20 protein-coding genes are annotated in these 15220 nt (G+C 43.7%); 9 read left to right on the top strand and 11 right to left on the bottom strand.

What is annotated here, in order from left to right:
• Positions 1–133: 133 nt before the first annotated feature.
• From C6H04_RS06620 to hypB, 6 genes are all read right to left on the bottom strand, one after another.
• Entirely contained in the window at positions 134–448 is a 315-nt protein-coding gene (locus C6H04_RS06620; protein WP_233711303.1) for a hypothetical protein, read from the bottom strand.
• The gene (locus tag C6H04_RS06615) at positions 448–720 is read right to left on the bottom strand and encodes a phage holin family protein (protein ID WP_104732688.1); all 273 of its coding nucleotides are present in this window, start codon (positions 718–720) and stop codon (positions 448–450) included. Before C6H04_RS06615 ends, C6H04_RS06620 begins: the two co-directional genes overlap by 1 nt.
• The gene (locus tag C6H04_RS06610) at positions 720–1046 is read right to left on the bottom strand and encodes a hypothetical protein (RefSeq protein WP_104732687.1); all 327 of its coding nucleotides are present in this window, start codon (positions 1044–1046) and stop codon (positions 720–722) included. Before C6H04_RS06610 ends, C6H04_RS06615 begins: the two co-directional genes overlap by 1 nt.
• Entirely contained in the window at positions 1036–1548 is a 513-nt protein-coding gene (locus tag C6H04_RS06605) for a DUF5675 family protein (protein WP_104732686.1), read from the bottom strand. Before C6H04_RS06605 ends, C6H04_RS06610 begins: the two co-directional genes overlap by 11 nt.
• A 166-nt stretch (positions 1549–1714) precedes the next feature.
• Positions 1715–1942 carry a HypC/HybG/HupF family hydrogenase formation chaperone gene (locus C6H04_RS06600; protein WP_104695275.1) on the bottom strand — a complete coding sequence of 76 codons (228 nt, stop codon included), beginning with the start codon at positions 1940–1942 and terminating at the stop codon, positions 1715–1717.
• Positions 1943–1951: 9 nt separating this feature from the next.
• Complete coding sequence (gene hypB, locus C6H04_RS06595) at positions 1952–2689, bottom strand: hydrogenase nickel incorporation protein HypB (RefSeq protein ID WP_104695274.1); 738 nt, start codon at positions 2687–2689, stop codon at positions 1952–1954.
• 117 nt (positions 2690–2806) lie between these two features.
• Here hypB and C6H04_RS06590 point away from each other — a divergent pair, with 117 nt between their 5' ends.
• Positions 2807–3265: a phosphatidylglycerophosphatase A family protein gene (locus tag C6H04_RS06590; protein WP_104695273.1), complete on the top strand. Its 459-nt coding sequence runs from the start codon at positions 2807–2809 to the stop codon at positions 3263–3265.
• A gap of 40 nt (positions 3266–3305) precedes the next feature.
• Here the strand turns inward: C6H04_RS06590 and icd are convergent, their stop codons facing one another.
• The 3 genes from icd to C6H04_RS08000 form a co-directional block, all read right to left on the bottom strand.
• Positions 3306–4583: an isocitrate dehydrogenase (NADP(+)) gene (gene icd, locus C6H04_RS06585; RefSeq protein ID WP_104695272.1), complete on the bottom strand. Its 1278-nt coding sequence runs from the start codon at positions 4581–4583 to the stop codon at positions 3306–3308.
• 81 nt (positions 4584–4664) lie between these two features.
• Positions 4665–6383, bottom strand: coding sequence for a disulfide bond formation protein B (locus tag C6H04_RS06580; protein WP_104732685.1), 1719 nt, complete (start codon positions 6381–6383; stop codon positions 4665–4667).
• Positions 6384–6420: 37 nt separating this feature from the next.
• Positions 6421–6585: a hypothetical protein gene (locus C6H04_RS08000; RefSeq protein WP_199766100.1), complete on the bottom strand. Its 165-nt coding sequence runs from the start codon at positions 6583–6585 to the stop codon at positions 6421–6423.
• 566 nt (positions 6586–7151) lie between these two features.
• Between C6H04_RS08000 and C6H04_RS06575 the strand changes: the two genes are divergently transcribed.
• The 8 genes from C6H04_RS06575 to C6H04_RS06545 all read left to right on the top strand — a co-directional run bounded on the left by C6H04_RS06575 (position 7152) and on the right by C6H04_RS06545 (position 14258).
• Entirely contained in the window at positions 7152–7457 is a 306-nt protein-coding gene (locus C6H04_RS06575; RefSeq protein ID WP_158653825.1) for a nucleotide exchange factor GrpE, read from the top strand.
• Between the two features lie 10 nt (positions 7458–7467).
• Entirely contained in the window at positions 7468–7629 is a 162-nt protein-coding gene (locus C6H04_RS07945) for a hypothetical protein (RefSeq protein WP_158653549.1), read from the top strand.
• A gap of 241 nt (positions 7630–7870) precedes the next feature.
• Positions 7871–8050: a hypothetical protein gene (locus C6H04_RS06570; RefSeq protein ID WP_104732683.1), complete on the top strand. Its 180-nt coding sequence runs from the start codon at positions 7871–7873 to the stop codon at positions 8048–8050.
• Complete coding sequence (locus C6H04_RS06565; RefSeq protein ID WP_104732682.1) at positions 8043–8564, top strand: hypothetical protein; 522 nt, start codon at positions 8043–8045, stop codon at positions 8562–8564. Before C6H04_RS06570 ends, C6H04_RS06565 begins: the two co-directional genes overlap by 8 nt.
• A gap of 1390 nt (positions 8565–9954) precedes the next feature.
• On the top strand, positions 9955–10230 hold the full coding sequence (locus tag C6H04_RS06560) for a hypothetical protein (protein WP_104732681.1): 276 nt from the start codon (positions 9955–9957) through the stop codon (positions 10228–10230).
• A gap of 639 nt (positions 10231–10869) precedes the next feature.
• Positions 10870–11769 carry a metallophosphoesterase gene (locus C6H04_RS06555; RefSeq protein ID WP_233711877.1) on the top strand — a complete coding sequence of 300 codons (900 nt, stop codon included), beginning with the start codon at positions 10870–10872 and terminating at the stop codon, positions 11767–11769.
• Between the two features lie 207 nt (positions 11770–11976).
• On the top strand, positions 11977–12564 hold the full coding sequence (locus tag C6H04_RS06550) for a hypothetical protein (protein ID WP_104732680.1): 588 nt from the start codon (positions 11977–11979) through the stop codon (positions 12562–12564).
• Between the two features lie 290 nt (positions 12565–12854).
• A complete protein-coding gene (locus C6H04_RS06545; protein WP_233710970.1) occupies positions 12855–14258 on the top strand; it encodes an outer membrane protein in 1404 nt (467 codons plus the stop codon).
• A 274-nt stretch (positions 14259–14532) separates the two neighbouring features.
• On the opposite strand, the gene C6H04_RS06540 is transcribed toward C6H04_RS06545, so the two are convergent.
• The gene (locus tag C6H04_RS06540) at positions 14533–14718 is read right to left on the bottom strand and encodes a hypothetical protein (protein ID WP_104732679.1); all 186 of its coding nucleotides are present in this window, start codon (positions 14716–14718) and stop codon (positions 14533–14535) included.
• Entirely contained in the window at positions 14719–15108 is a 390-nt protein-coding gene (locus tag C6H04_RS06535; RefSeq protein ID WP_104732678.1) for a hypothetical protein, read from the bottom strand.
• Positions 15109–15220: the final 112 nt, after the last annotated feature.

The raw sequence follows: 15220 nt of genomic DNA, 5'->3' as shown, positions 1-15220 counted from the left end.
GCCGCAGCCGAGAAAGTGGCTAAGATGTTTTCAGAGTTGAAGATTTCTTTATATGGCAGGGAGAATGTAATCACCTCTGAGAATTTGGAGAATGACTACTCTAAGATGAGCACCCAAGAGCTCTTAAAGCTTGTCAATGAGCCTTCTTGAAGATGTCTAGGAGGTCTTGGACCTGTTGGAGTTGCTCATGACAGCTTTTGAGTTCTTGGAGGCTCTTGGTGTCCTTATAGCGTTGGCGGATGATTTTAGTCTGTGTGGGTTTTTGCTCTTGGTATTGCTGGTTATCTAATTGCAGGGCTTTGATCTGCTGGTTCTGTGCTTTGAGGTGTTGTTCAGCTAGAGTGAGTTTTTCTTCAAGCGCGCCCTTTTGCTGGAGTAAATGCGCGATGCCCAGCAGAGAGCCTAGAAGCCCTAGGCCTAGGGTTGTGAGCAGAAGCACAAGGGGCATCACTTCTTGAGGTTCAAGATGTTTTTGAGGATTTCAAGGGCCTTGTCTATGCCAAAGTAGCCCACACTCGCGCTCAAGCCCACCTTAGCTAGATAGGGCAAATTGGTTGCACTCAGCATGCTATAGACACATAGACAGATGAAGGAACTCGTGCACACCACCACAAAGGCTTTTTTCAAACTCACATTCTCTCCATTGAAGTAACTCAAAGCCCCTGAGAGTAATCCGATGAGCATGATGGGAAGCAGCTCTAAGAGTTCTTCTGTGTGCATCAGTCAAATTTGTCTTTGAGGTCCATGATGAGCACATCCTTGGCCAAGCCATGCTTTTTAGCCTGCACAATCAAATCTTGCAGAACCTTCTCTGCAGTGGAGTTATGGCGTTTCTCTAAACCTTCTTCTACCTCTAAAGCCCCTTCCAGCTGGCTCTTTGTGTCACTTAGAGAGTGGCCCTTGGTGGTGCACACTAGAATGGTGTCTAGGCTGGTGGTGTACTTGAGGAAGTAGTGGATGTTCTGGGCAATGGAGAGCACTAGAGCGGTGGCCACAAAGACCCCCACCCACACCCTAAGCTTTTTCTTTAATGTTTCACTGGGCATCGCGCACCTCTAGGCTGAAGTGCTCAATGCCATGCTGGGCACATAAATTGTAAAACTCCTCCACTGCCACTGTGGAATTGGTGATAGAGCCTGCTTGCTCATTATAACCCTTGCCCAGTAGAATACAGCCCAAGCTATCGATGGCATCATTGCCAATGTGGATCATGATACGCCTCTTGGCAAAGTTAGGGTTGCTAGGGTCATGTAACCAGATGGCCTTGTGGCGTCCATTGGCTCCTTTGTTTTTGTAGCTAGCAGGCACGCAGACAGAGCTATCTGCCCAGTGTAGGCTATAAGTGCGGGCCACTATGGGCTTGTCTTTGTTGCTCTCATCAGTAGGGATGCCTGCATTCTCCATGGTGTAACAGCTAAACACCTCTTGGCCCTCTTGGGTGCACACGCGCAAACGCCCCAGTGTGCCCGCCTCTTTTTTGCCTTTTTTAAAGACCTCTTTACTGGTGTGTTCACGCTGCAAAATGGCACAGAATTTGACTGCTTTCATACAGACCTTTCTTTAAGAAAATTAGGGCGCTTATCTTAACCAAAAGCCTAAGAGGAAAAAAGGGTTAAAAGCTTTTAGAAAGAAAATGTGGAAGAGGGTTTAATGAGGGTGTGGCACAATCTGCCCTCTAGGGGTAGAAAATTATTTGAGACGTTATGCAGGTAACTCAGGTGTCTGCACCCTCAATCATCTGTGCATAAAACCTCAGAGATTCAAGTGCATCTTCCTTATTGATTTTAGTCATGACAAAGCCCGCATGCAGAAGCACAAAATCCCCCACGCACACTTCCTCACGCATTAAATCCAAACTCGCTTCCCTTTGCACACCCATAGTTTCTAGCACGGCGGTGCTACCCTCAATGGAAACTACCTTAGAAGGAATGGCTAGGCACAAGGCGCACCCCTAAAATACATGGGCAGATTGATAATTGCGCGCTCTATAATCCGCCAAAAAGTCCTTGAAAGCCCGCAAACCATTTAGGTCTTGGTGGCTGAGTGTAAAAATGGGCGTGTCTGGTTTGAGTTTACTCATGTCCTCTTGCACCTGCGAGAGCCTGAAATTGAACACTTCCATTAAATCTGCCTTACTCACCACCACCGCATCGGCGCACAGAAACATCGTGGGGTATTTGAGCACCTTATCATCTCCCTCAGGTGTGGAGAGTAAGACGATATTCATCGCCGCGCCCAAATTGTAACTCGAAGGACAGACTAAATTGCCTACATTTTCAATAATGAGGTAATCACTCTGCTCAAAAGCCCCCTTTTCTTTCAAAATATCATATGCGCTCTCTACCATAGCCGCCTCCAGGTGACAAGCCTCTCCCGTGGTAATCTGCTGGGCTGAAATACCCTTTTGAAGCAGCCTTTGCGCATCTCTGTTGGTTTGCAAATCCCCCTCAATGACGCAGAATTTAAAATCTTCAAAACCCGCTAAATTCTCCAACAAGGTGGTTTTACCACTGCCTGGCGAGCTCATAAAATTGAGAACATATAACCCATCAGATTCGTAGCGTTTCTTCATCTCGAGGGCTTTTAGATCGTTTTTGCTGAGAATTTTCTCCACTACAGACACATCCTTTTTGCTTAAATTGGGATTATTGTGGAGCGATTGAGTTCTCTGGGATGTTGTTGTTTGCATACACTCTCCTTATCTGTCAGCATCGAGTACATGCTAGCACAAAAGGTTAAATCAGCTGTTAGCCCTTGGTAACGCCTAAGAAACCCTCGTTGTAAGCAATTTTGTTATAATGCATACATGGATGTACGAGAGCTTTTTTTAACCCTATTTTACGCAGGTAGATTTCCTAAGGGGCCTGGCACGGCTGGGAGTGCGGTTGCGTTGTTCTTAGGTTTGCCCATTTTATATTTTTCGGCCAATACTCTGTTTTTGAGCGCGCTGTTGATTGGTCTAATTGCCATTAGACAAATTGACATCTATGAGGAGCAGACCCAAACCCATGATGCCAAACACATCGTAATCGATGAGTTGGTGGGCATGTGGATGGCCATGGCAATTGTGGGCTGGAGCGCAGTGGGCATTGCGGCTAGTTTTGTTGGTTTTAGGCTTTTTGATATCTACAAACCCTCACTCATTGGAAAAATCGACACACAAGTCAAGGGCGGTTTAGGAGTGGTGGGGGATGACGCTTTGGCGGGAATTTGCGGGGGGCTTTGCGCGCTCGCGTTCACCCGACTCCTAGACAAGTTATTTTAGGGCAATGCCAGCTAGGCCCAGATAGTATCTGGGCATCTCTTTACAAGTGTGCGATAATTACCTCACCAAACTCAGAACTTGAAACCTCGGTTGCGCCCTCCATTAAACGCGCAAAGTCGTAGGTAACTTTTTTGCTCTCAATGGCTTTTTGCATGCCCACTACGATTAAATTGGCTGCCTCCACCCAACCCATGTGGCGCAACATCATTTCCGCACTCAAAATAATAGAGCCCGGATTGACCTTGTTTTGTCCGGCGTATTTGGGGGCGGTCCCGTGTGTGGCTTCAAACATTGCCACGCTGTCGTTCATATTGGCTCCCGGGGCGATGCCAATCCCGCCCACCATCGCGGCTAATGCATCGGAGATATAATCCCCATTTAAATTCATGGTCGCGATTACATCGTATTCAGCAGGGCGTAGCAAGATTTGTTGCAAGAAAGCATCGGCAATCATGTCCTTAATCACAATCTCTTTACCAGTTTTAGGATTTTTGAGCGTGCACCAAGGACCCTTATCCAGCAATTTGGCGCCAAATTCTCTTTGGGCTAGGGCATAACCCCATTTCATAAACGCCCCCTCCGTGTATTTCATAATATTACCTTTGTGCACGAAGGTCAGGCTAGCACGATCATTATCGATGGTGTACTGAATTGCCTTGCGCACAAGTCTTTCTGTGCCCTCTAGGCTAATGGGTTTAATGCCTACACTGCTTGTTTGGGGAAAGCGGATTTTTTTAACATGCAACTCTTCTTGTAAAAACTTGATGAGTTTTTTAGCTTCTGGGGTGTCCTGGTTAAATTCAATGCCCGCGTAAATGTCCTCGCTATTTTCGCGGAAAATCACCATGTCCACCTTACCAGGCTCTTTAACAGGGCTGGGGCTAGAATACCAGCGCACGGGCCTCAAACACACATACAAATCCATTTTTTGGCGCAAGGCCACATTGAGGGAGCGAAAACCCTCGCCTACGGGGGTGGTTAGAGGTCCCTTAATAGAAACTTTAAAGTGATTGAGCGCATCAATGGTATCGGGCAGCAGCCATTGTTCCTCCAAACCCAGACCTTCTTTATCTCTGAATTTGTTATAGCATTTTTCGCCTACAAAGACCTCATACCATGCGATCTTTTTCTCTCCCTTATAGGCTTTTTGCACGGCCGCATCCACTACTTTACGCATCACTGGAGTAATATCTACGCCAATGCCATCGCCCTCAATAAAGGGGATAATGGGGTGGTTGGGCACATGTAACCTGCCATCTCTATAAGTGATTGCCTGCCCCTCTGTGGGCTGGGATAAATACTTAGGATTGTAAGACATAAAACTCCTTGAAAATGAAGATGTAGCATTGTAGCATAATTGATAGCAGGAGCGATGAGTCGCCACTCAGGCGCAATCAAGCTAGCACCCTTGAGAATGTAGCTCAGGGGCCTGCTGGCGCAACTCTATGATAGGAGTCGTGTTAGGAGAAAAATTGGAGAGGTCCAAAGTGTAAAAGGTGTTCTGCCCTGCCTCATAACCCACCACTACCAGAGAATCATCGACTAAAGTTAGCGCGCTGGCGTTGTGGATTTGGCTAGGCAGACCATAGGCATCTAACACCTGCGCACTCATCGGGTCGATGACCAAAAGCGTGTTAAACGCCTTGCTCAAGGCGAGTAGTTTTCCTTGATAGAGGGCTAATCCGGTGATGTAAAATTCGCCTAGATCACGCTTAGGCTTTAGGGGGTTATTTGTGCTAGCCTGCACGACGCGCTCAGAATCCAAACCCAAATCTCGATCGAGCATGCGCACTAAGATCAAGTCCTTGTAGCGTTGGTTAGGCACACTGAGCATGTAAGTGTAGACCCCATCGCTCCTAGCACTCAACACATAGTAAGTAGAGGCACGACTGGTGCGCAGGCGACTGCGTCCCAGCTCCTCAAAGTGATCTGCACCCTGCAAAAAGTTGACAAAATTATTCCCAGCCTTGGGATTATAGCGCACATCAGCACTGCTCTTATTCTGCCCCATCACGCGAATCAAATTGCCCACCATGTTCACCCCGACAAAATTCTCTACGGTAGCTGCATAATATTTGTCGAGCACAAAATGCGTAACCAGCGTTTCTAAGTCTTTATTAGCCACATAAAAGCCCTCTTTTTGTGTGCCAATTAAAAAGGTATTTTTAAAAAGCGCGTTATCTCCAGCAAAAGTATCTGGAGAAAAATACACCTTGTCAGATTTATGCACAGGGGCGCAACCTTGGGAGGTCATGGACATGGCTAAAGGATTTTTAGGGACAACGATAGAAGTGCTAGGCGCGCTCAAGAATAAGAGATCGCTAATGGGGGCGTTAAGATTCAATGAGCTAATTTTTTGGGATCGCAGAGTTAGTTCTTTGTGGATTTCTAGGGGGGCATTGTGGTAGTCATAATCCCAAGTGTACTGGGCATCGGCTAAAATGGGGGTGTCTACGATTCGCTTCCCCAGTTGTCTAGGAAACCCCATGTGTTGCCAATTTTTCGTGCTCCACACATTTTCTCTCCAATTCCAAGAAAAGCGGATAGGATCACCCTGCCCTAAATAGGGAACGGGACCTGTAGAGATAAAAGCCTGCACCATGTTGGTGATCGCAATCACACCCACAACTAGAAAAGCCAAATTATTGGCCTTGCTCAAATCTCTATAAGTGCGTCGGGTTGTCTGAGTATAAACCCCTCTTTCTTGAGCTAAAGTTTGCAAGCTGGGTGCAAAGCATAGGAGAACCCCCAATATCAACACCACTGCCCAAAACACCACATGTGCCCAAAATTGCGTGTGCAATCCTAAAATGGTGAGCGCAAAGCCCTGCCCCACATCCTCTAGGGCGTGGTTACCATAGTGGTAAAAACTTTGATACAAGCCCCCAGCCGTCATTAAAAGCAAGATGGCTAGATACTTGGGCTTGAGCCCATAGCGCAAAATAAAAAGCCCCGCCACGCCTATATAGAGCATACTTTGGCGTTCTGCCCAGCATTGAATGCAGGGGGAATCCCCGTAAATAAAGCCTAAAACGAGATTGCCAATGCCCACAGGCAAAGCCACAATGCCAATAATGGCTAAAGAGAACAGAAAATAAAAGGTCTTAGATTGCTTCATGTTGTCTACTTCAAAGAAAATTCATGGTTTAGAAATTCTACAAATTCACATTGGGGAAGAAGTTCGAAGTGTGGGCGACAAACATCACCAACTCCACCAAGCACGCCAGCATAAAAATTCCAAAAGCCAATTTTTCTGATTTGGGCTTGAAAAAGAGCAAACAGACCACGACCAAAATCGCCAAAAAACCTAAAAACTCCACCGCGCACTCCTTGACAAGTTTTCCCGCCTACGCTACTGGAGTATAGCACAAAAGCAGGGCGATCACACTAGGGTAGGGGCACGCGAATAGGGGCTCTTTTTGCCACAATGTTAATCACATCAATAATAGAGGTTACCATGGAAGAGAGCACACCGATAGAAACCCCCTAAAAACCCAATTTTTAGACTTACTCCAAGATCAAGAGGTACAAGAAGCAATGCTTAAATGTCTTATCCAGTGCTCCAGAAATCTGTTTTTAAGCCAAGAAAAAAACCGATGCAACGCACATTGCAGGGCAAGAGCAAAGAGCGCGCCAAGAATACCAAAAGGTGCAAGCAGAATTGCAGGGCTATAAAACCCAGCTAGCCACTTTAGAACAAGATTTAACCTGCAAGAGGCAGACAGACAAAAACAAATAGAGTTAAAGCGCACGCAAGAAGCCTTAAAGCAAGCCCACTCAGATTAGATAGACACAAAGTCAAAGCTTGCGAATTGTTTTTAACTTTGCCTATAAGTGTGAAACAAGGCTTATCTAATCTCTTTAAAGAGGGCGATCTACTTGCTTTTTGTCCGCCGGTATTCAGGGTAAAAATATCGAAATGCTTTGGGATTACACCAACAATGCACTTAAAAGCGACACAGAGGGCGCGCAAACCCTCATAGAAATCTTTTACGCCCTCTTTGCCTACTACGAACAAGCCACCCTCTACCAACTAGACCCCCTAGAAGTCGGGCAAACTTACGACCCCACCAAGCACCAACGCCACCGCTCTAGCACACATTCTAGCGGAGCGATCACAGAGGTGCTCTTGCGAGGCTTTAGGCACACTAAAACTGGCGAGATCAAACGCCAATCTGTCATCAAACTTTAAGGAGGATGCTATGGAACGCACTAAGACCATCAAGGGCATTTATCTCACTCAAGAACACCTTGAAAAGAGTTTGAGAACAACGATAACCTTTCAAACCCTAAGCATTCTTTTACTAAGCATGTTAATGCTTGTTTTGAGATTTTTAAACAAAGTGTGGAAAAAGCAGAAGTGATCGCCCTTGATAGCATCAGCTTTTACTTGCCCAAAAACAATGTCTTTGGGTTTGTGTATAACCATTACGCTAGATGGAGGTGGGGTTATAATGAGGATAAGCCATTGAGGAGAAAAAGGGAGTAGAACTTAGCCCTGAGAGCTGGGTAACTCTAAGCACACATGTACAAAAGGCAGGAGGCACAGATGCGCATAAGGCTCAAGTTTTAGAGGGAGTGTTAGACAATCTTAAGGGTGCAGACATGGACAAACTCACCCAACATTTAGAGGGTAAGTTAGAGAGCACTTCTGATCGGATTTTGATCTCTGATAAACTCAATGACATGTATCAAGTCTTGAACCCGGATATGAGTGCTAGAGAAGTATATCAAGAAGTGGAAAAATTTGAAAAACCCGTTGCAGTAGGGAAGGTCGATGGCTAATTTTTTCATCGTGCATGTAAATGGACAAATCGGGGCGGGGGTGTTTCAACCTAGTGGTTTTGAGGTGTTGCGGTGTAATGGGGAGTTGTTTCAAGAGTTTGACTCTGAGAGCTTTTGGGAGTGGTTTATAGACAAAGCAGGGCTAGATATTGACGCAGGGCATGGTTTTGTGATTGCAAGCGGTCAGGAGAGTTTTACAATTCCTGCAGAGATACGCATTGCAAGTAGTCTTGATCTCACACAGGAAGCCATGCAACAGGCTTTAGGATATTTTGTTAGACATGCAGAAAATCTTCATCTAATGACTTACCCTGAGGGTTTTCAAATAACAGAAAGAACACAAGCTCCACCAACTCAACAAACCCCGCAGAGTCAACAGACTTCTCAAACCACGCAAGCTCCCCAAGTGCAGAGCGCGCCACAAAATAACTCCTCAAACCAATATGGAGCTTTGTTGCGCTATTGTTGGCGTAAAATGGAGGAGTATAGAAAAAATGAGACTTTTTGTAACTAGGAGATTAGAGTCTCCAAGTGCAACCCCCTACCAGGCCTAATCTTACACAACTGTGAACCGCCCCTCCCTAAAGGGAGGAGCTTCCTAACTAACAGAAACCAGCGTCTCTGAGCTCGAAAGGCTTTGCTGTTTATAGTCCGCAAGGCTAGTCCCTAACCCAAAAGACTTACAGACCCACTGATATGGGCGGAGATTAGTTGCCAACCTGTCATCGTGCCAGTTTTTAGTGGCTAGAATGAGCGCATCCAACTCTGCCACATCAGGCTTTCACTAACCTCACTTACCTATTGCAAAGATAGCCTTTCTTTTCTTAGAGTGCGCTTACATCTTAAGCCCTAAAGGACGGAGTTTTACGCGCAATTTGGATAAAAGCGCAACTTTTATAATCTTAAAGAAATCTTAGCAAATGTGAACCGATAACCTACTAGACTCAAAGAGCGTGATGATTTAGGTATTTTGAGATCAAATTTGAGCCATCCAGCAAGAATAAGGCAACGTATAAGCATTGTTCTCGAGTATAACGCATAGAGAGACTGCGTACATCTATTTTTAGCGTCAAGCTTTAAGTGTTATAACAGCGCATAAACGCTTATTTTAGGGATTGTAGTGGATCTTTCGAGTAAATGAAAGATCGTTAAACAACAAAATAGTCGTTGCACAATCCCACCCCAACCATCTCAAACTAAGTCTAAAAGCAAGAAAAGCGCATAAAAAGATAACAATCTAAAATTCCCATAAAACCACTCAAGAGAATACATAGCATTTCTAGCCCCATAGAGGGGTCATTCAACGCGATTTAGAACAAAACCATACTAGATAACCCCTACCCCTAAATGCGCTTAAAATACGTTTTTAGAGCCATTTTTGATTATAAGCTGTAATCTTGTTCTCACAGCTATCCAAAAGCCTCAAAAGTTCTTGTGTGTAAGCCCATTGATACCACTACCAGCTAAAATCCTTGCAAATCCTCTCACAAGAACTCAAAATGCTTCGCTTTACATACCCAAAACATACCTTCTCTCCTCTTCACTTCAAAACACCTTCATAGACCCCTCTGGAACGCTCTATAATCAACACAACATCCCTCAACCAAACCAAAGCACCCCTAAAGCGTTATATGGCCCTTTAAATTCAATTTTTCTCCTCTCAAAAGCTCCAGGGGGGTGTGGGGGTCTCCCCCACAGACAATTCCTCATGTAAGCAGTGCGCTATCACTGAATTCCTGAGAATTCCATGGTCGAGAGCATCCAACCTAGCCCACAAACTAAAAGAATTTGCGTGCAGTTTAGGATAAATGGGTGTTTAAACCCCGAGATGATGGAGGTAATCGCTCTAGACAGTAAAGTATATACAGCTGTTTCAAGTCTGTGGCAATGAGTACATCACTCTTGTGTTTGAAAACATCGATGCATTCAAAAACCATTTTTTAAACACTGCTCACAAAAGCAAGAATGCCAAAGCCACAAAAACTTCCCCTAAAGCAAACACTTCCACCCAAAATACACCCACAGATGCAGACCAACATACCGAGATTTATGTGTTGCAACGACCCATGCCTACACAAGGAGGTAAGTTAGTAGCAGATCGCAAAAATGGTAGGCTCTACACCTTTGAAAAAGTACAATTCATCGCCAAAATCAAAGATGCAGAGCAAGATGTCTTGTAGCTGTTTAAAATTCTCGATCCCACGGATATAGACCTAGAGATCGTTAAACGCCACCATAGAGACAAGAAAGAGATGGACTTTTTTAAGAGAGAAATCCCTGAGTGTGATGCTCCTGATTATTTTGCTTACACCTTCAAACATAGTAACGACATAGACGCTTGGCGACTTCAAAACATGTTCTAAAATTGCCTACAATAGCTGAGTAAGCTAAAAACCATGTCTTAAAACAACGAACCAATTCAAATACTAAATTTTAAGGCGCAGATCAGCTCTGAAAATATACAACTAACGAGTATGCACCAACCGCAATTGAATGTCCACTTTTTTTAATATTAATTCCATATCAATGATAAAAATTATGTGAAATAAAAGATTTGTTGACGTTTAAACCAAATGCGGATAAACATGGTAAAACTCGTCCCTATGAGCATAACAACTTTTACTCTAATTTTTCTTTTCGTCTTCTTTTGCATGAACCTCTTTAGCTATCTGAGGCTAAGGAAGTCTACCTATCCCTTTTTGCGCTTTCTTCCTATTTGTCTGTATGGTTTAAACATTCTCTATCGGGTCGTGCAGATGAAAGTTTTTGCCCATTTGGAGGCGTTACATACTTTCTTGTATGCCCTAGGGGGGATGAGTATGGCCGCAAGTTTTATTCTCTTCTGCCTGCTATTATTGCACTCCATCGCGCTTAAAACACTTCCTCAAAGCACAGACACACACAAACGCCAAAGCCTTAAAAAACTCTTGGATATAGGTCTACTAGGGGTTTTCTCTACCTCTATGGCAAAGGGCTTTTACAATTCAACCAATCTTGTGATCACAAGGCGAAATGTCAAGCTAAAAAATTTAAAAGAAGCGTGCCACCTTGTGATGATCAGCGATGTGCACATAGGCGCGTATCTTAAAAAAGATTACTTGCAAAAGATTGTCGATCGTATCAACGCACTTCACCCGGATATAGTCGTTATTGTGGGGGATTTAGCGGATTTAAAGGCGGAGTTGGTGCAAAAGGATTTAACCCCGCTTAAAAGTATCCAATCTAAATATGGTGTGTATTGCGTGCTGGGTAACCATGAATATTACCACGGGGTGGATGCGCTTGTTGAAGTGTTTAAAAAGAATCATTTGCGCGTATTGCAAAATGAGAGTGTTCAAGTTGCAGGATTTAATCTAATGGGGGTAAATGACCTGATAGGGTATCGCTTTAAGCGTTTTGAACCCGATTTTAAGACTATCTTTACCCAAGCCAACCCTAATCTGCCTAGCGTTTTACTCTCCCACCAACCCAAATCCATAAGATATTTGGAACAAAAACCCGATTTGCTCTTATGCGGACACACCCATGCCGGGCAGATATTCCCCTTTAGCCTCTTGGTGTGGCTGGATCAAAAATACATCTATGGGCATTATCATTTAAAAGATTGCCAAATGATTGTGAGTAGCGGTTGTGGCTTTTGGGGACCACCTGTGCGTATCTTCACCAAGAGCGAAATCGTGTCCATCCATTTAGAGCCTGAAAATCAGATGAATTTTTAGAAGCGGTTTTTTGGGCATTTTTTGGGGTTTAAATCTGCTTGGATTTTTAAGACAAATTCTCTAATGGCTTCTAAAAAGTGTGAATTTTTGCGTTTAATGCTCTACAATCGTTTTAGAATGGTGAGGTGTTGCAGGTATTTTTTTGCAAAATCGTGCTCCAAAACGCTTAGAAACACTGTGTTTAAGTCGTGGGTTAGAAGGATTTTAATGGACAAGCTGTTTGCTAAACAAGCTATCAAACAAGCTTTACATGCCGCCAATATTTTTTTGTTTGCCTTGATCGTGTTTTCCATCGTTTTTACTCACGATGGTTTACGCGCGCGAGGAATTGATATAGTTCCATTCACAATGTGCCTTAAAATAGGTTCTTTCATTTTAGCGTTATGCCCTGATAAACGCATCTCTTTAGGACTCATTGCTTTAGGATTTGTGCTGTGTTACTATAACTTTACCCCTCCTCCAAGATACATGGGAGCAATCACACTTAGCGTAGGAGCTCTCATCTTTTGGGGATATATTGGTGATAAAAAATGGTTGCTTTTTTCCATTCCACTTTTAATCGCCATTACTATTGCTATTGTTTTTGTCTTGTTTGGGTTGCATAGATTATTAAAGACCATGCTGATCTACTATGGCATTATATTTTTTTGCGTGTTTTGCACTTATCCCATGAGAAACGAACATTGGCTTTCGCACTGTTGTGCGGCTATAGTTGTTTCATGGTTCATTTCAACCTTATGGTTCATTTCAGCCGTCTTCTTTTTAAAATGGAGCTATCTTCCTTCTTTTGGATAGACACCCCTAAATTAAGTAAAGTTCACAAACTCACAAATATAGCCCCCCTAACGGGGGGATATAGGACTTTGTTGTATTGTATAATGCCTTATCTTATTAAAGGGTTGATTGATGGCTACACAATCAGGTAATATTGTTGATGCTGGTGATGATAATGCTCAAGAAGGCAATGTGAGCAATAGCACATAATGATGAAGTTAGAGAGATGTTTCGTTTGAGCTCATTTCAAAAACCCCATTTTTAGAGATGCCTCCTTGTTTATTTTTGGGTTATTAGTGTATATGGCGTTTATGTGGCTGGTTCTATTGGCGGCTCTATCCGCGTTTGTACATGCAGAGAGCGACGGGGTTTATGTGCAAGTGGGGTTTCAGTATTCTCGTATCACTCAAGACAGCGCTACTAGCGAAATAAGCACGCAGGTGGTGCAAAAAAAGATAGACCTTGCTAAAGTTTTTCCAGAAACTGGTTGGCATGCACCAGGTGCAAGGGATGTACCATTTAAGAGCCCTCCTTGGAGTGGCTCTAATAATCCACAACACAATCGTTTCACGGCACTAGGTGACATAGAGAAATGGAATGGCAAGAGCGATATTGACGCGGCCGTAGTCCAATACGAAGAAAGCGAGCAACTCTTGATTCCTGCGTGGGTATCCTATACCATTGAAAGTGCTCAAGCAGCTACACCTAGCGCACCTAGTAGTGTTGTGGGGAATCTCCTTGATCAGTTGGGAGGCTATGTTAAGTTTACTATGGATAAGTATAAAAAGGACAAGTTTGATCAGGTCCCCCGGCTTGTAGCAGATTACGCACCGTTTGAAGCTACCAGCCAGCAAGTGGCAAAATCTTTAGGAATAAGTAAATTGTCCTGGGATTTAGAGGGTAGCGCCACCATCTCCACTTTGCAGGCCCAGATGAGTATATTAGAGAATGCTGCCAATACACTGACCAAGACATTATTCAATACGCTCATCAGTGCTCCTAATGGAAATCTTGTGGTTCCAAATCCTACTCAAAGGAGTAATATTGGCTCATCTATTAGATACACAGTAAGCCGAGTCTCTGCCCTTTCTCAGGCGGCTCAGAAAGTTTTGAAAGAATACTATCAAGCCTATCGCACAGAGTTTTGGAACAGCATCGAGACAATCCCTTCCACGATGCAACACCGCTATACAAGTGCTAATCTTTATGGATTTAATATGCAGGTGGGTTACAAACAGTTCTTTGGTAGAAATGAGCGTTGGGGATTGCGTTATTATGGGGGTTTGGGGTATAGCAGAGGTAAGGGGGCAAAACAAACTTATGATATTAGCAATGTCGTCTATGGTGTAGGTGTGGATGGTCTGTGTAACTTCTTTGAAAGCGAAGATCATAACACCACTAGCGGACTGTTTTTAGGGTTGATGTTGACGGGGAGTTCATGGATAATTAACAGCGCAATGTTACAAACGGCTCTAAGTGCTTGTAAAAGCAACAGTGCTTGTAAACTACAAATGGGACGGAGTTATTTTCAACTACCTTTAACCTTTGGTTTTAGGACCAATGTTGGCGAACACAATGGTTTTGAAATAGGCACACATATTCCTCTACTGTCCATGCCAAGATATTACGCTACAACATCTACAGATTATGGAACGATGGGGATTTTTAAAACAGCAATAGGATTCAAGCGCAATGTTTCGATGTATTTTAACTAGGTGTATGGTTTTTGATGTTGTGAAATGAAATGGGCGATTTTTTTGAGATTTAGTGGCAATTTTGCCCTAGTGTTAGGTGAGTTGTTTTAATCCAGTCCGATACATACCCAGCTTTCTCTTAAAGTTTTTCTCTGACCATTAAGTTACATGAAAAAGTAAGGTGAAGTGTGACAAAATCACCACAAATACTCAGTAAAGGAGGTATGTTAAAAATCGTGAACGACCGAGTAAAGATTGTGGTAAATTAGGAGTGGTTTTTCTAGTTTTTCTTTTCTTATTCAAAAAATACAAAAAGTGCGGCATCGTGCAAAGTGTTCGTAACCCTCTTACATGTATTCTTTCCAAAATGCTTCTCTTGACATGCAATAAAAGTCGAAGAATCTATCACAATCCCCGCAATCGCTCTGATACCCTCAACCCGTCTACCAATACCCCAATCCCCAAAACGATTGTAGGACATTTACACACTCCTCTCCCCCTTTAAGAACCACGGGTATACTTCCCTGCACATCATCTTTACACCCTTACTCTCCCCTTTAGGCTTTCTACCTCCAGGCTTTTTAGGCTGAACTTGCATTTGTGTTGCCTCTTGCTCTTTAGCCACCTTTTCTACCTCTGCTTGCATGTGCGCTTTCTCTGCCTGCATCTGTGCTTTAGTGCGTCTAATCCGTTTGGGTTTCTCAAAGAGCATGGCCATCTGTGCGTTGATGTCTATAAGCTCATTGACTAAATCCCAAACCTTTGCCTGTTCCAGTTTGGTTTGAATCTCATGCAGGCGTTGTATCTTTTGCATGAGCTCTTGAGAGTTTTGGATTCTCTCTAGGCCATTAACATCTACCTTGTTATTCATTCTGTGAACCACCCACCAAAGACGACTGGGCTTCTTGTTTCAACAATCCATGACTAGCTATATCCAGTATGTAGCCATACTTGATTACAACCCCCTTAGCGGGACAAGCGTT

Origin of the sequence: Helicobacter salomonis (assembly GCF_900197775.1) — a bacterium.
GTDB classification, from domain to species: domain Bacteria; phylum Campylobacterota; class Campylobacteria; order Campylobacterales; family Helicobacteraceae; genus Helicobacter; species Helicobacter salomonis.
Note: the sequence above shows the minus strand (reverse complement) of the source record. Positions and strands in the feature narration are given on the sequence as shown.